Consider the following 19,448-nt stretch of genomic DNA (forward strand, 5'->3'; position numbering starts at 1 on the left):
AGGCCCTAGCCCTTCATCATGCTGACGTCTTCCACCGCGATCGAGCCGCGGTTGCGGAAGAACACCACCAGGATGGCGAGGCCGATCGCCGATTCGGCGGCCGCGACGGTCAGCACGAACAGGGCGAAGACCTGTCCGGTGATGTCGTTCAGCTGCGTCGAGAAGGCGACGAGGTTGATGTTGACCGAGAGTAGGATCAGCTCGACCGACATCAGGATGACGATGATGTTCTTGCGGTTGATGAAGATGCCGAGCACGCCGAGCGTGAACAGGATCGCCGCGACGGTGAGGTAGTGGCTCAGGCCGATCATCGTTCGATTCCTCCGGCTCTCATCAGCGCGCGCATCAGACCTCGACACCCTGGCGCGAGGGGACCTTGCGGGTCTCGACCGCCATGGCCTGGGTGCGGGCGTTCTGGACCGCGATGTTCTGGCGCTTGACGCCCGGCCGGTCGCGCAGCGTCAGCACGATGGCGCCGATCATGGCGACCAGCAGGATCAGGCCGGCGAGCTGGAAGAAGTAGGCGTAGTCCGTGTAGATCACGCGGCCCAGCGCCTGGGCGTTGGTCAGGTTCTCGGCCGAGGCGACGTTGCCGAGCGGGGCCTGGACGAGGCCCGGATCGATGCTCCACGAGCCGACGACCAGCAGGATCTCGACCAGGAAGATCGCGCCGATCAGGGCGCCGATCGGGAGATACTGCTGGAAGCCCTGGCGAAGCTCGGCGAAATCGACGTCGAGCATCATCACCACGAACAGGAACAGCACCGCGACCGCGCCGACGTAGACGACCACGAGGATCATCGCGAGGAACTCGGCGCCCATCAGGACGAACAGTCCGGCGGCGTTCACGAAGGCGAGGATCAGGAACAGCACCGAGGCGACGGGATTGCGCGAGGCGATCACCATGAAGCCCGACGCGACCGTGATGCTCGCGAACAGATAGAAGAAGGCGGCTGCTGCGGTCATGCGCTGATCGGGATCGGCCGCCGGAGCGGCCCCTTCTGCCGTGCGTGGAGACGGTCCGCGGCGGGCGGCCCGTCTATAGAACCCGGTCGACGGGGGCACAACAGCGCCCCCGGCATGGCTCTAGAGCATCGCACCGGAACCGGGAACCGGTGAGATGCTCTAGAGCCTTGTTTTCGCGTCATCTTCTGCCGGGCACCGGCGACCGGTGCCCGGGACGATGGCTCAGCGATACGGCGCGTCCATCGCGATGTTGCGGGCGATCTCGCGCTCCCAGCGGTCACCGTTCAGCAGGAGCTTCTGCTTGTCGTAGAGAAGCTCCTCGCGGGTCTCCACCGAGAACTCGAAGTTCGGCCCTTCCACGATGGCGTCCACCGGGCAGGCCTCCTGGCACATGCCGCAGTAGATGCACTTCACCATGTCGATGTCGTAGCGCGTCGTGCGGCGGGTGCCGTCGTTGCGCCGAGGGCCCGCCTCGATGGTGATCGCCTGTGCCGGGCAGATCGCCTCGCAGAGCTTGCACGCGATGCAGCGCTCTTCGCCGTTCGGGTAGCGGCGCAGCGCGTGCTCGCCCCGGAAGCGCGGTCCGCGGTGGCCCATCTCGAAGGGGTAGTTGATCGTGGCCTTCGGCTTGAAGAAGTAGCGCATGCCGAGGATCATCCCGGACACGAACTCCTTCAGGAGGAGGCTCTTGGCGACCTGATCGAGCTTCATGCCCGGATCTCCGATGCGAAGGGTGGGCTCAGGCGCCCGGCGCGAGGCCGGTCAGCTTGAGCACGAAGGCGACGACGACGACCGAGATCAGGGAGATCGGCAGGAAGACCTTCCAGCCGAGGCGCATGAGCTGATCGTAGCGGTAGCGGGGCACGATGGACTTCACCATCGCGAACAGGAAGAACAGGAAGCTCGCCTTCAGGACGAACCAGATCACGCCGGGCACCCAGGTGAAGGGCGCGAACGGGATCGGGGACAGCCAGCCGCCCAGGAACAGCACGGTGCCCAGCGCGCACATGCTCATGATGGCGACGTACTCGCCGAGCATGAACAGCAGGTACGGCGTCGAGGAGTACTCGACCATGTAGCCGGCCACGAGTTCCGACTCCGCCTCCGGCAGGTCGAAGGGCGGGCGGTTGGTCTCGGCGAGCGCCGAGACGAAGAACACCACGAACATCGGGAACAGCCACAGCCAGTACCAGCCGAACAGGCCGAGGCTGGTGTCCTGCGCCATCACGATGCGCGAGAGGTTGAGCGAGCCGGCGCAGAGCAGCACGCAGATGATCACGAAGCCGAGCGAGACCTCGTAGGAGATCATCTGGGCCGCCGAGCGCAGGGCGCCGAGGAAGGCGTATTTCGAGTTCGACGCCCAGCCGCCCATGATGACGCCGTACACGCCGAGCGACGAGATCGCGAAGATGTAGGTGATGCCGACATTGATGTCGGCGATCGCCCAGCCGTCCGCGAGCGGGATCACCGCCCAGCTCGACAGGGCGAGCATCGCGAAGACCAGCGGCGCCAGCAGGTAGATCGCCTTGTTGGCGCCCGCCGGGATCACCGGCTCCTTGATCACGAACTTGATCAGGTCGGCGAAGGACTGGAACAGGCCGAACGGCCCGACCACGTTCGGGCCGCGGCGGAGCTGCACCGCCGCCCAGATCTTGCGGTCGGCGAGCAGCGCGTAGGCGATGAAGACGAGCAGTGCCGACAGCAGCACGAAGCTCTTCAGCACGATCAGGAGCACGGTCCCGAGGATTTCGAGCGGCGTCATCGGTCTTGAGCTCCTACTCGGCCGCCGCGAGGGGCCGCGCCTCGGCGGCGCGCTCCCGGGCGAGGCGCGAGCACTCCGCGAGGATCCGCGAGGCGCGGGCGATCGGGTTGGTGAGGTAGAAGTCGGTCACGGGCGACGCGAAGGCCGGACCGGTCGCGGTGCCGCCGAGGCCGGCGAGCCGGTCGACCGCCTCGGTCACGTTGCCCGGCTCGACGGCGCCGACCGCCGCCAGATGCGGGTGGGCGGCGTAGAGCGCGCGGCGCAGCGCGGTCAGCGAGTCGAACGGCAGGCGCTTGCCCAGCACGTCCGAGAGCGCGCGCAGGATCGCCCAGTCCTCGCGGGCGTCGCCCGGCGGGAAGGCGGCGCGGTTGCCCATCTGGACCCGGCCCTCGGTGTTCACCCACGTCGCCGACTTCTCGCTGTAGGCGGCCCCCGGCAGGATCACGTCGGCGCGGGCGGCGCCGCGGTCGCCGTGGCTGCCCTGGTAGACCACGAAGGCGCCCGGGGCGACGTCGCGCTCGTCGGCGCCGAGGTTGAACAGGACGTCGAGCGCGCCCGGCTCCAGCATCTGCGCGAAGGTCAGGCCGCCCTCCCCCGGCACGAAGCCGAGATCGAGCGCGCCGACGCGGGCGGCGGCCGTGTGCAGCACGCCGAAGCCGTTCCATTCGGCCGAGACCGCGCCGATCTCCTTCGCGAGGGAGGCGGCCGCCGCCAGAACGCCCGGCGCCGCATCGGCACCGACGATGACGAGCGGCGCCTTCGCCCCCTTGAGCACGTCGAGGAAGCTGTGCTCGCCGCGGGCGAGCGCCGCCAGCGAATCGGGGCCGGCGCCGATGTAGTGGCTCGGATAGGTCAGGTCGACCGGCTCGCCGATCACGCCCACCGCCAGCGGCGCCATGCGCCAGCGCTTGCGGATGCGGACGTTCAGCAGCGAGGCCTCGGTGCGCGGGTTGGCGCCGACGATCAGGATCGCGTCCGCCGCCTCGATGCCGGGAATCGTCGGGTTGAAGATGTAGGAGGCGCGGCCCAGCGCCGGGTCGAGGCCGGCATCGGTCTGGCGGCAGTCGAGGTTCGGCGAGCCGAGGCTCTTGATCAACTCGCGGAGCGCGAAGATCTCCTCGACGCCCGCGAGGTCGCCGACGACCGCGCCGACGCGCTTCGGATCCGCGCCCTTCACCTTCGCGGCGATGGCCTGGAACGCCTCACCCCAGGAGGCGGGCCGCAGCCGGCCGTTCTCGCGCAGGTACGGACGGTCGAGGCGCTGCATCCGCAGCCCGTCGATGTGGTAGCGGGTCTTGTCGGAGATCCACTCCTCGTTGATCTCCTCGCTGATCCGCGGCTCGATCTGCATGACCTCGCGGCCGCGGGTATCGATGCGGATCGACGAGCCGACCGCGTCCATCACGTCGACCGACTCGGTCTTGTTCAGCTCCCAGGGGCGGATGTTGTAGCTCTGCGGCCGGTGCACGAGGGCGCCCACCGGGCAGAGGTCGGCGACGTTGCCCTGGAGCTCCGAGGCCATCGACTGCTCGAGGTAGCTGGTGATCTCCATGTCCTCTCCGCGGCCGATGGCGCCGAGGTCGGGCACGCCCGCCACCTCGGCGAGGAAGCGCACGCAGCGGGTGCAGTGGATGCAGCGATTCATCGCCGTCCGCACCAGCGGGCCGATATGCTTCTCCTCGACCGCCCGCTTGTTCTCCGTGTAGCGGGTCGAATCGACCCCGTAGGCCATGGCCTGGTCCTGCAAGTCGCAATGGCCGCCCTGGTCGCAGATCGGGCAGTCGAGCGGGTGGTTGATGAGGAGGAACTCCATCACCCCCTCGCGGGCCTTCTTGGTGCCCTGCGAGCGCGTCAGCACCTCCGGCGGCTCGCCGTTCGGGCCGGGGCGACAATCCTTCACCGCATAGGCGCAGGAGGCCACGGGCTTCGGCGCGCCCTTCAGCTCGACGAGGCACATGCGGCAATTGCCGGCGATCGACAGGCGCTCGTGGAAGCAGAAGCGCGGGATCTCGGCCCCCGCGGCCTCGCAGGCCTGGAGCAGCGTGTAATCGGCGGGGACGTCGACCTCGGTGCCGTCGACGAGGATTTTTGTCATCGGATCGTCTCGTAAACTGGCCCAAACGCGCGAGGCCGGATCCCACCCACACCCTCATCCCGAGGTGCGCGGCGTGGCCGAGCCTCGAAGGAGATGTCCAGCCCGCCTCGCGCTCTCCGGAGGCCTCCTTCGAGGCCCGCTGTCGCGGGCACCTCGGGATGAGGCTGTGGGTTGGACACCGGCATCGTGCTCCTACTCCGCGGCCATCGGCACAGGCTCGCTGTGCGGGTTGGCCGTGTAGCGGTCGATGCGCTTCTCGATCTCAGGGCGGAAATGCTTGATCAGGCCCTGGATCGGCCAGGCTGCCGCGTCGCCCAGCGCGCAGATCGTGTGGCCCTCGATCTGCTTGGTCACCTCGAACAGCATGTCGATCTCGCGCTTCTGGGCGCGGCCCTCGGTCATGCGCTGCATGACCCGCCACATCCAGCCGGTGCCCTCGCGGCAGGGCGTGCACTGGCCGCAGGATTCGTGCTTGTAGAAGTACGAGATCCGGGTGATCGCCGCGACGATGTCGGTGGACTTGTCGAGCACGATCACCGCCGCGGTGCCGAGGCCGGAGCCCAGGTTGCGCAGGGTGTCGAAGTCCATCTTGGCGTCGACGATCTGCTCGGCCGGCACCAGCGGCACCGAGGAGCCGCCCGGGATCGAGCACAGCAGGTTGTCCCAGCCGCCGCGCATGCCGCCGCAATGGCGATCGATGAGCTCGCGGAAGGTGATGCCCAGCTCCTCCTCGACGTTGCACGGCTTGTTGACGTGCCCGGAGACGCAGAACAGCTTCGTGCCGGTGTTGTTCTTGCCGCCGAGCCCGGCGAACCATGCACCGCCCCGGCGCAGGATCGTGCCGGCGACCGCGATCGACTCCACGTTGTTCACCGTCGTGGGGCAGCCGTAGAGGCCCATATTGGCCGGGAACGGCGGCTTCAGCCGCGGCATGCCCTTCTTGCCCTCGAGGCTCTCGATGAGCGCCGTCTCCTCGCCGCAGATATAGGCGCCTGCGCCGTGGTGGACGTAGATGTCGAACGGGTAGTCGTGGACGTTCGACTGGCCGACGAGGCGGGCCGCGTAGGCCTCGTCCACGGCCTTCTGGAGGGCGTGCTTCTCGGCGACGTACTCGCCGCGGATGTAGATGTAGCAGGCATGCGCGTTCATCGCGAAGCAGGCCAGCATGCAGCCCTCGATCAGGAGATGCGGGTCGTGCCGCATGATCTCCCGGTCCTTGCAGGTGCCCGGCTCCGACTCGTCGGCGTTGACCACGAGGTAGTGCGGGCGCCCGTCGGACTTCTTGGGCATGAACGACCATTTGAGGCCGGTGGGGAAGCCCGCGCCGCCGCGGCCGCGCAGGCCCGAGGCCTTCATCTCCTCGATGATCCAGTCGCGGCCCTGCTCCAGCAGGAACTTGGTCCCGTCCCAGGCGCCACGCTTCTTGGCGGCCTCCAGGCCCGGCGAGTGCAGCCCGTAGAGGTTGGTGAAGATGCGATCCTGATCCGACAGCATGTCCGAAAATCCCTCAGCTGACCGGAGCGTCGGTGATGTCGAGGCGGCGCTCGATGCGGGCGAGCCGCACATCGAGGGCACCGAACGCCTCGTAGAGATTGCCAATATCAGTCTGCACAGCGTTCATCTGGAGCTGCTGCGCCTGCTGGTTGCCACGCACGCCCTTCAGCTCGCCACGAACTTCTCGCAGGCCCTCTTCCATGTTGCCAAGGCGCGCCTGCACGGCCTTCAGCACCTCATAGATCAGCTCATTCGTCACCGCGGCCATGGCGTCACGCTCCGGTGCCCGACAGGGCCTTGGCCTGCCCCACCCAGTCCTCCCGGTCGATGCGACCCGGGAACGCGAGGTAGGTGCCGACCCAGGTGATTTCGTCGCGGGACCAAGCGGCGATCTGGTCGAAATGGTAGATGCCGAGGCCGTTCAGGCGCTGGCTGTTGCCCGGACCGATGCCCTTGATCCGGGTGAGATCGTCCGGCTGCCCGGCCCGAGCCGCGTCCAGCCCCGGGGGGCGCTTGCCGACCGCGTCGGCCTTCTGCTCGGGGCTTGCATCCTTCGGCAGGGCCGCGAGCGCGCCGGCGACGCGGGCCTCCTCGGCCTCGGCCGCCACCTCGCCCTCGCTCGCGCCGGAAGCCTCCGGCTGCTGCGGGACGGCATCACGGTCCGGCACTTCCTGATGGCCCTGCTCGCCTGCGGCGGGCTCGCCCTCGGCGACGCGCTTGGCCGGCGAGTCGAGCACGTCCGCGTCGCCCTGCCGGGCCGATCCATGTTTGGCAGTGGAGCGGCCGCGCTCGGCCGCGTCGGCGCGATCCTCGGGCTTGACCGGTTCCTCGCCGCTGGCGGCGCGCTGGGCCGGTGCATCGCTCACGGTCCGCTCGACCGGGCGGCCGGCATCGGGCCGAGCCGGCTTCGGGTTCGTTGCGGCCTGTTGCGCGCCGGCGGCAGCCTCACCGGTCTTGGCGGCCGGATCCTCGGCCTTGCCCGCCTCCTCGAAGCGCTTGCGCCAAGCGCCGACCCGGGACCCGTCGAACAGGGTCGGATCGGTGAGGGTGTTCACCGCGCCCTGCGGCTCCGACGAGACGCGCCCGGTCTGAGAGCCGATCTTCACGGGCCGGCCGGCCGCGAGGTCGTCCATCAGCGTGCCGAGCGATTCGGGCGTCAGGTCCTCGTAATAATCCTGGTTGATCTGCACCATCGGCGCGTTGCAGCAGGCGCCCAGGCACTCGACCTCCAGCCAGGAGAAGGTGCCGTCCGCCGAGACGTGGCCGGGCGGCCCGAGCCGGTCGTGGAGCATCTCCTTCAGCCCGCGCGCGCCGCAGGAATCGCACGGGACCGTGCCGCAGACCTGGATCCAGTAGCGCCCCACCGGCTCCAGCGCGAACATCGTGTAGAAGGTCGCGACCTCCAGCACGCGGATGTTCGGCATGCCGAGTTCGGCCGCCACCGCCTCGATCGCCGCCCGCGGCAGCCAGCCGCCGTTCTGCTCCTGGGCCTTCCACAGGAGCGAGATCACCGCGGAGGCCTGACGGCCTTCCGGGTACTTGGCGATCTGGGTCTTCGCCCACTCGGCGTTCTCGGGCGAGAACGCGAAGCTCTCGGGCTGCTCGGAGGCGGGGGCGAGTCTGCGGTTGGCCATCGCTTGAGTCTTACCGATCCACTTCGCCGAACACGATGTCGAGCGTGCCGAGCACGCAGGACACGTCGGCGAGAAGGTGCCCGCGGCACATCCAGTCCATCGCCTGCAGATGCGCGAAGCCCGGCGCGCGTATCTTGCAGCGATACGGCTTGTTGGTCCCGTCGGACACCAGGTACACGCCGAACTCGCCCTTCGGCGCCTCGACCGCGGCGTAGACCTCGCCCTCGGGCACGTGGAAGCCCTCGGTGTAGAGCTTGAAGTGGTGGATGAGCGCCTCCATCGAGCGCTTCATCTCCCGGCGCGGCGGCGGCGCGAACTTGCCGTCGACGGAGGCGATCGGCCCCTGGCCGGCGGGCTCGCGCAGCTTGGCGACGCATTGCTTCATGATGCGCACGGATTCGCGCATCTCCTCCATCCGGATCACCTGGCGATCGTAGGTGTCGCCGTTCTTCCCGACGGGGATGTCGAACTCCATCTCCTCGTAGCACTCGTAGGGCTGCGCCTTGCGCAGGTCCCACGGGATGCCCGAGCCGCGCACCATCACGCCCGAGAAGCCCCACTCCATCGCCTCGTCGACTGACACGATGCCGATATCGACGTTGCGCTGCTTGAAGATGCGGTTGGCCATGACGAGGTCGTCGAGGTCCTGGACGACCTGCAGGAACGGGTCGCAGAACGCGTCGATGTCGTCGATGAGCTTCGGCGGAAGGTCCTGGTGGACGCCGCCGGGCCGGAAATAGTTGGCGTGGAGACGGGCGCCGGAGGCCCGCTCGTAGAAGATCATCAGCTTCTCGCGCTCCTCGAAGCCCCAGAGCGGGGGCGTGAGGGCGCCGACGTCCATCGCCTGCGTGGTGACGTTGAGCAGGTGCGACAGCAGGCGGCCGATCTCGCAGAACAGCACGCGGATCAGCTGCGCGCGGCGCGGCACCTCGATCCCGGCGAGCTTCTCGATCGCCAGGCAGAAGGCGTGCTCCTGGTTCATCGGCGACACGTAGTCGAGCCGGTCGAAATAGGGCGTCGCCTGCAGGTAGGTCTTGTACTCGATCAGCTTCTCGGTGCCGCGGTGGAGCAGCCCGATATGCGGGTCGACCCGCTCGACCACCTCGCCGTCGAGTTCCAGCACGAGGCGCAGCACGCCGTGCGCCGCCGGGTGCTGCGGGCCGAAGTTGATCGCGAAGTTGCGGATGTTGTGTTCTGTCACCGACGGTCTCCGCGGCTCAAGCCGACGTCTTCTCGTCGCCGGGGAGCACGTAGTCGGTGCCTTCCCACGGGGACAAGAAGTCGAAGTTCCGGAATTCCTGCGTCAGCTGCACCGGCTCGTAGACCACCCGCGCCTGGTCCTGGTCGTAGCGGACCTCGACGAAGCCGGTGAGCGGGAAGTCCTTGCGCAGGGGGTGCCCCTCGAAGCCGTAATCGGTGAGCAGGCGGCGCAGGTCGGGATGGCCCGAGAACAGGATCCCGTAGAGGTCGTAGGTCTCGCGCTCGTACCAGTTGGCCGCCGGGAAGACCTCGATCACCGAGGGGACCGGTGTCACCTCGTCGGTCTGCACCTTCACCCGGATGCGCAGGTTATGGCGCAGGGAGAGCAGGTGGTAGACCACGTCGAAGCGCTTCTCGCGCTGCGGGTAGTCCACGCCGCATATGTCGATGAAGTTGCGGAACGCGCAGGCCGGATCGTCGCGCAGGTAGGTCAGCGCGTAGACGATGTCGGAGGCCTGGACCACCAGCGTCAGCTCGCCGAACGCGATATTGTGGGACACGACCGCCGGGCCGAGGGCGCCGAGGACGCGCTCGGCCAGGGCCGAGACGGCGTCGTCGCCGTAGGCCGGCTGGGTGTGGGGCAGGATCGAGATGCCGTTCGTCATGGCCGCTCCTCAGCGCTCGATCGTGCCGGTCCGGCGGATCTTCTTCTGCAGCAGCAGCACGCCGTAGAGCAGCGCCTCGGCGGTGGGCGGGCAGCCGGGCACGTAGATGTCCACCGGCACCACCCGGTCGCAGCCGCGCACCACCGAGTAGGAGTAGTGATAGTAGCCGCCGCCGTTGGCGCAGGAGCCCATGGAGATGACGTAGCGCGGCTCCGGCATCTGGTCGTAGACCTTGCGCAGAGCCGGGGCCATCTTGTTGGTGAGCGTGCCGGCGACGATCATCACGTCGGACTGGCGCGGCGAGCCGCGGGGGGCGAAGCCGAATCGCTCGCAATCGTAGCGCGGCATCGACATCTGCATCATCTCGACCGCGCAGCAGGCGAGACCGAAGGTCATCCACATCAGCGAGCCCGTGCGGGCCCAGTTGATCAGCTCGTCCGTGGTGGTGAGCAGGAAACCCCGGTCGGCCAGCTCGTCGCTGATCGACAGGAAGGTCGGGTCGTCCGCGCCGATCGGGCGGCCGGTGTTGGGATCGATGATCCCCTTCGGCTGGGGCGCGATCGCGGGGGCGCGGTTGGTGTCGGTGATCAGGGCCATCGGCGACTCAAGAAATCTGTGCGGGCGGCGAGCGGCGGGACATCAATCCCATTCGAGGGCGCCCTTGCGCCACTCGTAGACGAAACCGACGGTCAGCACGCCCAGGAAGACGATCATCGACCAGAAGCCGAACCAGCCCAGATCCCCGAAGGTGATCGCCCAAGGGAAGAGGAACGCGACCTCGAGGTCGAAGATGATGAACAGGATGGCGACGAGGTAGAAGCGCACGTCGAACTTCATGCGGGCGTCGTCGAAGGCGTTGAAGCCGCACTCGTAGGCCGAGAGCTTCTCGGGATCGGGGCTCTTGAAGGCCACCAGGAACGGCACGACCAGGAGCGCCGTGGCGATGAACAGCGCCACGCCGATGAACACGATGAGCGGCAGGTAATCCGCCAACAATCCGGTCATGCCAGGGCCTCGCGAGACGAGTGAAACCGCGGTGCGACGCCGACCCGGATCCGCCCGTGGAATTGTTCTTATGCCAGGATGCGCGCGGCCGGAGGCTTAGTCGAGCCGCCGGCCCGTGACAATGGCTTGTCGCGTCGCACAAAGCGCGCTGTCAGCCATCCTGTCGGTCGTCCTGTCGGACATGTCCGAGATGGGCTTGCGCGGCGCCGGCGCAACACGACGGAAGCGCGCAGGCCCGAGTCGGGGGGCTGGTATGCCTGCGGCGGCGGTCGCGGATCGAGGCCGATGCGAATCCGTGCGGGACGCGCTTGACAGGGCACCGGGCGCCCCATAAACCCCGCCCCGTCGCCGGGCAAAATGCCCCTTCGAAGCGACCACGCCGTGCGGGCGTAGCTCAGTTGGTTAGAGTGCCGGCCTGTCACGCCGGAGGTCGCGGGTTCGAGCCCCGTCGCCCGCGCCACGTCCCCCCATATCACCATCAGAAACCGTTTCGCGGCGCACCGTGCCGACGCGCAGTCGCGCGTGCCAGAGCGGGACGGGTGACGGCTCGGCCGTGCGGTCAGGCCACCTTCGACGATTCGGGGACAGGACTCGGCGGAGCGACCGCGCCCGGCCGCGTCCCGCGCAGGCTGAGGGCGATTCCCGTCAGGATCAGGCCTCCCCCGGCCAGGATGTCGGCGCTCAGCGGTTCGCCCAGGACGAGATGCGTGCTCAGGATGCCGGCCACCGGCACCAGCAGGGCGAAGGGGGTCACGGCAGCCGCCGGGTAACGGGTCAGGAGCCCGTTCCAGAGGCCGAAGGCGAGGAGCGTCGTCGGGTAGGCCTGGAACGCGACCGATCCGATCGCCCCCCAGCTCGGATGCGCCAGCGCCGTGAGCGCCCCGGGGCCCTCGACGATCAGCGACAGGATCAGCAGGGGCGGCGTGGTGGCGAGGCTGCTCCAGACCATCAGCGCCAGCCGGTCGACCCGGCCGATCCGCTTCGCGACGACGTTCGCGCTGGCCCAGGACAGGGCCGCGCCGACGACGAGGATCAGCGGGCCGAGCGGGGCGCCCCCGCCCCGCCCGAGCGCCACCGCGGCGACGCCGAGGAGCGCGATGCTGCCGCCCAGGATCTGCCGTCGGCGCGGGCGCTCCCCCTGCAGCGCCCAGGCGAGCGCCACGGTGAACGGGACCTGGACCTGGATGAGGAGCGACGACAGCCCGGCCGGCATGCCGAGGCGGATCGCCGTCATGAGCAGCCCGAACTGGCCGACCCCGAGGGCGAGGCCGAACCCCGCCACCAGGGCGACGGGGGCCCGGGGCGGCCGGATCACCAGCGCCGCCGGCAGCGCCGCGAAGCCGAAGCGCAGGGCGCACAGCATCAGCGGCGGCACCGTCTCCAGGCCCACCTTGATGGCCACGAAGGCCAGTCCGAGGATCGTGACCACCAGGATTGCGGCGAGCCCGTCGCGCAGCGTCATGCGCGCACCCTACGCCGCACGCCGCCGCGTCACCACCGCGTCACCACCGCGTCACCACCGCGTCACCACGGCCGTACGGCCGCCCGGGCGTGGCGTCGCTCGTCGCGCCGGCCGACCAGCAGGTGGATCGCGTCGCCGGTGCCCGGCACGCAGGCATCGGCCACGTCCTGCCGCGTCAGGCCGATATCCTTCAGTTCCCGGTCCGACAGGGTCGACAGGCGCTGGATCACGCGCCGGTTCATCGCCGCCCGCGTCAGGCCCGCGCGCACCTCCGCGGCGACCGTCAGCACGGGCCCGGCCATCCGGGCGAGCCATCCGCCGCGCGATCTGATCCGGGATCCGATCCGCGTTTCCAGGGCGGCGGTCTCTGTCAGGCACTGAGTCATGGATCCCCTCCTCCATCGTTCCGGGGCGTCGCGATCCTGGCGGGCGGGGGCTGGCGGCGACAGGAACACTTCGGTACGGTTCGGAAGAATTGTCCGGACGAAAGAGCAGTACGGATGGCGGTCGCAGTCAGAAGCCCCGGGACGCGCGTCGAGGCCGTGGTCGGCGAGATCCGCGAGCGGATCGCGGCGCGGCGGCTGGTCCCGGGCGTGCGGATCCCCTCGGTCCGGGCCTTCGCGGAGACGATGGGCGTCTCGAAATCCACCGTCGTGGAGGCCTACGAGCGCCTCGCCGCCGAGGGCGCGGTGGTGCCGCGGCCGGGCTCGGGCTTCTACGTCGCCGGCAAGACCCGGCCGCTCTCGCTCCAGGCGATGGGGCCGCGCCTCGACCGGATCGTCGACCCGCTCTGGATCACCCGGCAGGCGCAGCAGGCCGGCTCCGACCAGCTGAAGCCCGGGGCCGGCTGGCTGCCCGATTCCTGGATGCCCCACGAGGCGATCCGCCGGGGCCTGCGCCGGGTGGCCCGGGCCGACCTCGCCGAGATGACCAATTACGACCGGCCCCTGGGCTACGAGCCCCTGCGCCACCAGATCGCCCGCAAGGTCGGCGAGAAGGGCGTCGGCGCCGAGCCCGACCAGATCGTGCTGGTCGAATCGGCCACGCAGGCGCTCGACCTTGTCTGCCGGTTCCTGCTCCAGCCCGGCGACACCGTGCTGGTCGACGATCCCTGCTACTTCAACTTCCTGGCGCTGCTGCGCGCGCAGCGCGTCGCGGTGGTCGGCGTGCCGATCACGCCGGAGGGGCCGGACCTGCAGGCGCTCGCGATCCTGCTGGAGCAGCACCGGCCGCGCTTCTATCTGACCAACGCCGCCCTCCAGAACCCGACCGGGGCGAGCCTCGCGCCGACCGTGGCGCACCGGCTCCTCAAGCTGTGCGAGGCGCACGACACGCTCATCGTCGAGGACGAGATCTTCGGCGACCTCGAGCCCGAGGCCGCCCCGCGGCTCGCCGGCTTCGACGGGCTGGAGCGGGTGATCCAGATCGGCAGCTTCTCCAAGACCCTGTCGGCGGCCGCGCGCTGCGGCTGGATCGCGCTCCGGGCCGACTGGGTCGAGCCGCTGGTCGATCTCAAGCTCGCCCTCAGCCTCGGCAACGGCCACATCACGGCCGCGCTGGTGCACGCGCTGATCACCGAGGGCGCCTACCGGCGGCACCTCGCCGAGACCCGCCGCCGGCTCGCCGGCGCGATGGTGCAGGCCTCCGCGGAGCTGCGCGCCTGCGGCCTCGAGACCTGGGCGCAGCCCCGGGGCGGCTTCTTCCTGTGGATGCGGCTGCCCGACGGGCGCGACGGCGCCGACGTCGCCCGCCGGGCGCTGGCCCGCGGCATGGTGCTGGCGCCCGGGACCTCGTTCAGCCTGTCGGATGCGTGGAACGGCTACATGCGCTTCAACGTGGCCCACTGCGCCGATCCGCGGATCCGGCCGATCCTGCGGGAGGCGCTGGGCTGAGGGGCGCGGTCAGGCCGGCAGCCGCAGCTCCGCCCGCAGGCCGCCGAGATCCGACCGCCCGAGGCTCAGGCCGCCGCCGTACAGCTCGGCGAGCTCCAGGGTGATCGGCAGCCCGAAGCCGTGGCCCGGCACTCCCTCGTCGAGGCGGCGGCCCCGGGCCATGACGGCGGGGGCCGCCGCCGGGGCGAGGCCGGGCCCCCCCTCCTCCACCCCCCCGGCCACCGCGCGCCCGCGCCGTCGCGGAGACCCGCACGCGGCTGCGGCACCAGCGGCAGGCATTGTCCACGAGGTTGCCGAGCATCTCGTCGAGATCCTGGCCCTCACAGGAGACCGAGAGCGTCTCCGAGACGTCGAGGTCGATCGCCGCGCCCTTCTCGGCGTGGATTCGGCTCAGCGCCGCGCGCAGGTCCGACAGCCGGGGCGCCAGGGCGGTGCGGCCCCGGGCCGAGCCCGCCAGGGCCGCGGCCCGGGCGCGCCGGAGGTGGTGGCGCACCCGCCGGTCCATGTCGTCCACCTGCCGGCGCAGGGCGCCGTCCGGGTCGCGGGCGGGCTCGGCGAGGGCCATCGACAGGGTGGCGAGCGGCGTCTTGAGGGCGTGGGCGAGGTTGGCGACGTGGCCGCGGGCGCGCTCCAGGTTCTGCGCGTTCTGGTCCAGGAGCGCGTTGAGTTCCGCCACCATCGGCGCGATCTCGGAAGGCTGGTCCGCCGGCACGCGCTCGCGCCGCCCCGCCCGGACCGACGCGAGGTCCGCGCGCAGGCGCGTCAGCGGCGCGAGGCCCAGGCGCACCTGGAAGGCCAGGCCCGCGAGCAGGCACAGGCCGAGGATGCCGAGCGCCAGGGCGAGGCTCGTCAGCGCCTCGCGCAGCGGCCCGCGCAGCTCCCCCTCCGGCGCCGCCACCACGATCGTCGCCGGCTGGGGCCCGGGCACGGCCAGCACGCGGGCGACGAGGGGCTCGCCGCGCGGCCCCGTGCCCGAAGCCGGGTGCGGACGGCCCGGATCGTCGTCCGGTCCGGGATCGGACAGGCGGATGTCCCCGCCCCGCAGGGAGCCGGAGCGGATCGTCTCGGCGCCGCGGCGCACCTCCCAGGCCCAGCCGGGGCCGGGTCGGTCGAAGGGCGGCGCGTCGAGACCCTGCGGGAGGATGCCGGCCTCGAGCCCGGCCCGCAGGGCGACGATCTGCGCGTCGAGCCGACCGTCGAGCTGCCCGCGCACGAAGCGGTGCAGGATCACTCCGATGGCGAGGCCCGCCACCACCAGGGCCGCCAGCACCAGCACCAGGGCCGACGCGAGCAGCCGTGTGCGGAGTGAGCGGCGCCGCGCCGTCGCCGCCATCAGGCGGGCTCCGCGTGCAGGCGGTAGCCGTGGCCGCGCACGCTCTCGATCCGCGCCGGCGCGATCTTCCGGCGCAGGCGCGTGATGATCACCTCGACGGAGTTCGAATCGACGTCGGCGTCGCCCTCGTAGACCCGCTCGATCAGGTGCGGGCGCGGCACCACGGTCTCGCGGTTCAGCATCAGGCAGGACAGGACCCGCCATTCCAGGCCGGTGAGCTTGAGCGGCAGGCCCTCGTGCTCGAAGGCGCCGAGACCCGGATCGAAGCTGAGGGGACCGCAGGTGATCCGGCTCGCGCCCCCGCCCTGGGACCGGCGCACGAGGGCGCGGAGGCGGATCACCAGCTCCTCCACGCGGACCGGCTTCACGAGATAGTCGTCCGCCCCCGCCTTGAAGGCCGCGACCTTGTCGCTCCAGCCGTCCCGGGCGGTGAGCACCAGCACCGGCAGGGTCCGGCCGGCCCCGCGCCAGGCCCGCAGCACCGAGACGCCGTCGCCCTTCGGCAGGCCGAGATCGAGCACGACGGCGTCGTAGCCCTCGGTCTCGCCGAGATGCTGGGCGTCCTCGCCGGTGGCGGCGTGGTCGAGCACGAAGTTCTCGGCGCGCAGCACCTTGGCGACCTCCGCCGCGAGGGCGGCGTCGTCCTCCACCAGCAGGATCTTCACCGGTCTCACCTCCCCGTCCGAACCGCGGCGGCCGGCCGGTTTCGCCCGCCGCCGCCGGCACTTAGGGCCGTGGTTTCACCCGGGCTGCCGGGACAGCCGCGCGGGCGCCGACCTGTCGGCCCGCATCAGCGCCCGCTGCCAAGCCTCTGAACCCGCACGGGTTCCACACGGAGCGCTCTAGGGCGGCGCGTTTAACCGGGCCTGAACCGCGCGGTTCAGACGGGATTGCCGGCGCCTCCCTAGGAAGGGGCATCGGATCGAGCGGATCCGGACCCTTCAGAGGATGAGATCATGAGCGACGACAAGACTATCGACGGGACGGCGCGGGAAGTCCGCGAGCCCGAGGCCGCCGGGCCGGCGCCGAGGGCAGTCCCGCGACGGACCTGGGTGGTGGGCGCGGTGGCGCTGCCGCTGGCCCTGGGCGCCGTCGGCCTGTCCCTGGCACAGGGAACGCCGTTCCAGCCGACGCCGGTCGCGCCGGTGGCGATCCAGGCCCTGGCCCCCTCCGGCGCGACCGCCATCAAGGGTGAGGTCGCGGAGATCTTCGGCAACAAGTTCGTGGTGCAGGACGGGACCGGGCGGGCCCTCGTGGAGACGGGCCGCGAGGGCGAGGGCGGCGGCCTCGTCGCCAAGGGCGAGACCGTGACGGTGCAGGGCCGCTTCGAGACCGGCTTCCTGCACGCCCGGGTCCTGACCCACGGGGACGGGCGCACGCTGCTGCTCGGGCCGGCCGGCGGCCCTCCCACCGGCAGCCTGGACTGGGCCAAGGACCGGCTCGGTCTCGGGCCGAAGCCCGACATGGCCGCCCTGACCGCCTCGGTCCAGGCGGCGGGCTACGGCGACGTGCGGGTCACGGGTCGCGGGCCGCGCCACGTCGAGGTGGCCGCGAAGGACCGGGACGGCCGCGAGCACTGGCTCCATGTCGGCTTCGACGGCCAGGTGCGGGAGCGCCCGGCGCTGGGGCTGCCGCCGCTCTGAGCCGCGCCCGGGCGGGGCGCGGCGTGCAACCCTTCCGCGCCTGCCGCGTCCTCCTGTCTCTCGCTGGACAGGAGGTGCGCGCCGTGGAGCCGATGAAGCCGATGGAACCCATGAAGCCTATGAAGCCTATGAAGCCTATGAAGCCCATGGAGCCCATGAAACCGATGACGGGCGCGGAGCCCTGGTGGCCGAAGGATCTCGGCGAGCCCGCGACCAGCGGCGCGCAGAACGGGATGAAGTACGCGTTCTTCCCGGACAAGCGCCGCCTCCTCGTCGACCGCGACGGGCAGGTCTCGACCTACGACAGCGGCGACCACCGGATCGGCGGCGTCGCGCAGGCGGACGGGGCGGCCAAGACCCTGACCTTCACCGGCCAGGACGGCGAGGTCGACCTGGGCTCCCTGAAGAAGCTCGACTGAGCGCGGCGTGGACAGGCCGGGACGGCGCGCTTAAGCCCGGCCCGACCATGCGAGCCGTCCCGCCAGACCCCGCGATGCCATGCGCGCGCTGATCGACCTCGTCCGCGCCATGCGGTCGGCCGACCGGCGCCGGCTCGCCCTGATCGCCCTCGGCCTCGCGGCGGCGGCGCTGCTCGAGGTGGTGGGCGTCGCCTCGGTGATCCCGTTCCTGACGCTGGTCGGGGACCCGTCGGCGGCGACCCGGATCCCCTACCTGGCCCAGGCCCGGAGCGCCCTCGGACTGACCGACGAGCGCGGCTTCCTGCTGGTGACCGGCGGCGCGGCACTCGCGGCCATCCTCGTCACCGCGCTGGTGAATGCCGGGCTGACCTACGCGCAGCTCCGGTTCACGCACCTGGCCGGCTACAGCCTCAGCCGGCGGCTGCTGTTCCGCTACCTCGACCGGGAGCGGCTGTTCTTCACGCAGAGCAACAGCGCGGAGCTCGCCAAGAACGTGCTGTCCGAGACCGACCGGCTGGTCATCGGCGCCCTGACGCCCGCCACGGTGCTCGCCTCGCGGGCGAGCTCGGCGTTCGCGGTGATCGCCTTCCTGCTGGCCTACGCGCCGCAGCTCGCGTTGATCCTGGGGGGCGGCTTCGGCGGCCTCTATGTCGGGATCTACCTCGTGATGCGCGCCCGGCTGGCGCGGCTGGGCGGCCGCACCGTCGCCGACAACGAGGCCCGCTTCCGGATCGTGCAGGAGACCTTCGGGGCGCTCACCGAGCTGAAGCTCTACGGGCGCGCGGAGGCGTTCGCGTCGCGGTTCGACGCCCCGGCCCGGGCCTACGCCCTCGCCACCGCGGCGAGCCAGCTCACCGGCCAGATGCCGCGCTTCGTCATCGAGGCCCTGGCGTTCGGCGGGGTGATCGTGGTGGTGCTGTTCGCGCTCGCACAGGGGCTCGACGTCGCCGGCATCCTGCCGCTGCTCGGCCTGTTCGCCTTCGCGGGCTACCGCATGCTGCCGGCCTTCCAGAACATCTTCACCTCGGTCGCGCTGATGCGCTTCACCCTGCCGGCGGTGCGGGTGATCGTCGACGAGCTCGCCGACGAGCGCGAATCCCGGCCCCGCACGGCGGAGCGGCTGCCCTTCGCGCGGGCGATCCGGCTCGAGGGCCTCGGCTTCGACTACGGCACCGGCCGTCCGGCCCTCGCCGGGATCGACCTGACGATCCCGGTCAACGCCACGGTCGGCCTCGCCGGGCGCACCGGCTCGGGCAAGTCGACGCTGGCGGGCCTGATCCTCGGCGTGCTGAGCCCGACCGCCGGGCGGATCACCGTGGACGGCCGGCCCCTCGATGCCGGGACCCTGCCCGCGTGGCAGAACCGGATCGGCTACGTCCCGCAGGAGGTGTTCCTGGTGGACGGGACCGTGGCGGAGAACATCGCGCTCGGCCTCGACGCGCCGGACCTCGCCGCCGTCGAGCGGGCGGCGCTGCTCGCCGGCGCCCACGACTTCGTCGCCGCCCTGCCGCACGGCTACGCCGAGCGGGTCGGCGAGCGCGGGGCGCGGCTGTCCGGCGGCCAGCGCCAGCGCGTCGGCATCGCCCGGGCGCTCTACCACGATCCGGACGTCATCGTCTTCGACGAAGCGACCTCGGCCCTCGACGATGAGACGCAGGCGGCCGTGATGCGGGCGCTGCGCGCCATCTCGGGCCGGCGAACGCTGATCCTGATCGCCCACCGCCTCTCGACCCTGGAGGGCGCCGACGCGGTCCACGTCCTGGAGGCCGGCCGGATCGTCGCCTCCGGGCCGCCCGAGGCGGTCCTGCCGGGGCTCGGAACGGCGGCCTGAGCAACCGCGCGCCGGGGCCTTGCGTCCGGCCCCGCCTCCGTTACCTC

General features: G+C 71.0%; 20 protein-coding genes and 1 tRNA gene. 5 read left to right on the plus strand and 16 right to left on the minus strand.

Going from position 1 to position 19,448, the window contains the following annotated elements; all coding sequences use genetic code 11:
* Positions 1-5: 5 nt before the first annotated feature.
* The 12 genes from nuoK to ACLBYE_RS09090 all read right to left on the minus strand — a co-directional run bounded on the left by nuoK (position 6) and on the right by ACLBYE_RS09090 (position 10,821).
* Positions 6-311, minus strand: coding sequence for an NADH-quinone oxidoreductase subunit NuoK (nuoK, locus tag ACLBYE_RS09035; RefSeq protein ID WP_010686008.1), 306 nt, complete (start codon positions 309-311; stop codon positions 6-8).
* 34 nt (positions 312-345) lie between these two features.
* Positions 346-966, minus strand: a complete 621-nt coding sequence (locus ACLBYE_RS09040) for an NADH-quinone oxidoreductase subunit J (RefSeq protein ID WP_020092241.1) — start codon at positions 964-966, stop codon at positions 346-348.
* A 222-nt stretch (positions 967-1,188) separates the two neighbouring features.
* On the minus strand, positions 1,189-1,677 hold the full coding sequence (gene nuoI, locus ACLBYE_RS09045) for an NADH-quinone oxidoreductase subunit NuoI (protein WP_007560744.1): 489 nt from the start codon (positions 1,675-1,677) through the stop codon (positions 1,189-1,191).
* A 28-nt stretch (positions 1,678-1,705) separates the two neighbouring features.
* Positions 1,706-2,728: an NADH-quinone oxidoreductase subunit NuoH gene (gene nuoH / locus ACLBYE_RS09050; protein WP_447693892.1), complete on the minus strand. Its 1,023-nt coding sequence runs from the start codon at positions 2,726-2,728 to the stop codon at positions 1,706-1,708.
* Positions 2,729-2,741: 13 nt separating this feature from the next.
* A complete protein-coding gene (gene nuoG / locus ACLBYE_RS09055) occupies positions 2,742-4,823 on the minus strand; it encodes an NADH-quinone oxidoreductase subunit NuoG (protein WP_447693893.1) in 2,082 nt (693 codons plus the stop codon).
* Positions 4,824-5,015: 192 nt separating this feature from the next.
* A complete protein-coding gene (nuoF, locus tag ACLBYE_RS09060) occupies positions 5,016-6,317 on the minus strand; it encodes an NADH-quinone oxidoreductase subunit NuoF (protein WP_447693894.1) in 1,302 nt (433 codons plus the stop codon).
* A gap of 13 nt (positions 6,318-6,330) precedes the next feature.
* The gene (locus ACLBYE_RS09065) at positions 6,331-6,585 is read right to left on the minus strand and encodes a hypothetical protein (protein WP_447693895.1); all 255 of its coding nucleotides are present in this window, start codon (positions 6,583-6,585) and stop codon (positions 6,331-6,333) included.
* Positions 6,586-6,589: 4 nt separating this feature from the next.
* A complete protein-coding gene (gene nuoE / locus ACLBYE_RS09070) occupies positions 6,590-7,951 on the minus strand; it encodes an NADH-quinone oxidoreductase subunit NuoE (RefSeq protein WP_447693896.1) in 1,362 nt (453 codons plus the stop codon).
* A gap of 10 nt (positions 7,952-7,961) precedes the next feature.
* On the minus strand, positions 7,962-9,152 hold the full coding sequence (locus ACLBYE_RS09075) for an NADH-quinone oxidoreductase subunit D (protein WP_020092237.1): 1,191 nt from the start codon (positions 9,150-9,152) through the stop codon (positions 7,962-7,964).
* A 16-nt stretch (positions 9,153-9,168) separates the two neighbouring features.
* Positions 9,169-9,816 (minus strand): NADH-quinone oxidoreductase subunit C, encoded by a 648-nt coding sequence (locus tag ACLBYE_RS09080; RefSeq protein WP_447693897.1) that lies wholly within the window; start codon positions 9,814-9,816, stop codon positions 9,169-9,171.
* A 9-nt stretch (positions 9,817-9,825) separates the two neighbouring features.
* Entirely contained in the window at positions 9,826-10,413 is a 588-nt protein-coding gene (locus tag ACLBYE_RS09085; protein WP_010686017.1) for a NuoB/complex I 20 kDa subunit family protein, read from the minus strand.
* A 42-nt stretch (positions 10,414-10,455) separates the two neighbouring features.
* The gene (locus ACLBYE_RS09090) at positions 10,456-10,821 is read right to left on the minus strand and encodes an NADH-quinone oxidoreductase subunit A (RefSeq protein ID WP_007560754.1); all 366 of its coding nucleotides are present in this window, start codon (positions 10,819-10,821) and stop codon (positions 10,456-10,458) included.
* 383 nt (positions 10,822-11,204) lie between these two features.
* Here ACLBYE_RS09090 and ACLBYE_RS09095 point away from each other — a divergent pair.
* A tRNA-Asp gene (locus ACLBYE_RS09095) sits at positions 11,205-11,281 on the plus strand.
* Between the two features lie 99 nt (positions 11,282-11,380).
* Here ACLBYE_RS09095 and ACLBYE_RS09100 read toward each other — a convergent pair.
* Both ACLBYE_RS09100 and ACLBYE_RS09105 read right to left on the minus strand, forming a co-directional pair.
* The gene (locus ACLBYE_RS09100) at positions 11,381-12,283 is read right to left on the minus strand and encodes an EamA family transporter (protein WP_447693898.1); all 903 of its coding nucleotides are present in this window, start codon (positions 12,281-12,283) and stop codon (positions 11,381-11,383) included.
* 62 nt (positions 12,284-12,345) lie between these two features.
* Complete coding sequence (locus tag ACLBYE_RS09105; RefSeq protein ID WP_447693899.1) at positions 12,346-12,669, minus strand: DUF1127 domain-containing protein; 324 nt, start codon at positions 12,667-12,669, stop codon at positions 12,346-12,348.
* Positions 12,670-12,783: 114 nt separating this feature from the next.
* On the opposite strand from ACLBYE_RS09105, the gene ACLBYE_RS09110 reads away from it, so the two are divergent.
* A complete protein-coding gene (locus tag ACLBYE_RS09110; RefSeq protein ID WP_447693900.1) occupies positions 12,784-14,175 on the plus strand; it encodes an aminotransferase-like domain-containing protein in 1,392 nt (463 codons plus the stop codon).
* Here the strand turns inward: ACLBYE_RS09110 and ACLBYE_RS09115 are convergent.
* Both ACLBYE_RS09115 and ACLBYE_RS09120 read right to left on the minus strand, forming a co-directional pair.
* The gene (locus ACLBYE_RS09115) at positions 14,114-15,508 is read right to left on the minus strand and encodes a sensor histidine kinase (RefSeq protein WP_447693901.1); all 1,395 of its coding nucleotides are present in this window, start codon (positions 15,506-15,508) and stop codon (positions 14,114-14,116) included. The genes ACLBYE_RS09110 and ACLBYE_RS09115 overlap by 62 nt on opposite strands.
* Entirely contained in the window at positions 15,508-16,173 is a 666-nt protein-coding gene (locus ACLBYE_RS09120) for a response regulator transcription factor (protein WP_020092230.1), read from the minus strand. The genes ACLBYE_RS09115 and ACLBYE_RS09120 overlap by 1 nt, the downstream gene beginning before the upstream one ends.
* Before the next feature lie 291 nt (positions 16,174-16,464).
* Here ACLBYE_RS09120 and ACLBYE_RS09125 point away from each other — a divergent pair, with 291 nt between their 5' ends.
* The 3 genes from ACLBYE_RS09125 to ACLBYE_RS09135 all read left to right on the plus strand — a co-directional run bounded on the left by ACLBYE_RS09125 (position 16,465) and on the right by ACLBYE_RS09135 (position 19,401).
* On the plus strand, positions 16,465-17,151 hold the full coding sequence (locus ACLBYE_RS09125; protein ID WP_447693902.1) for a DNA-binding protein: 687 nt from the start codon (positions 16,465-16,467) through the stop codon (positions 17,149-17,151).
* A gap of 155 nt (positions 17,152-17,306) precedes the next feature.
* The gene (locus ACLBYE_RS09130) at positions 17,307-17,570 is read left to right on the plus strand and encodes a hypothetical protein (RefSeq protein WP_447693903.1); all 264 of its coding nucleotides are present in this window, start codon (positions 17,307-17,309) and stop codon (positions 17,568-17,570) included.
* 79 nt (positions 17,571-17,649) lie between these two features.
* On the plus strand, positions 17,650-19,401 hold the full coding sequence (locus ACLBYE_RS09135) for an ABC transporter ATP-binding protein (protein ID WP_447693904.1): 1,752 nt from the start codon (positions 17,650-17,652) through the stop codon (positions 19,399-19,401).
* Positions 19,402-19,448 lie beyond the last annotated feature (47 nt).

Source organism: Methylobacterium sp. A52T (assembly GCF_053346095.1).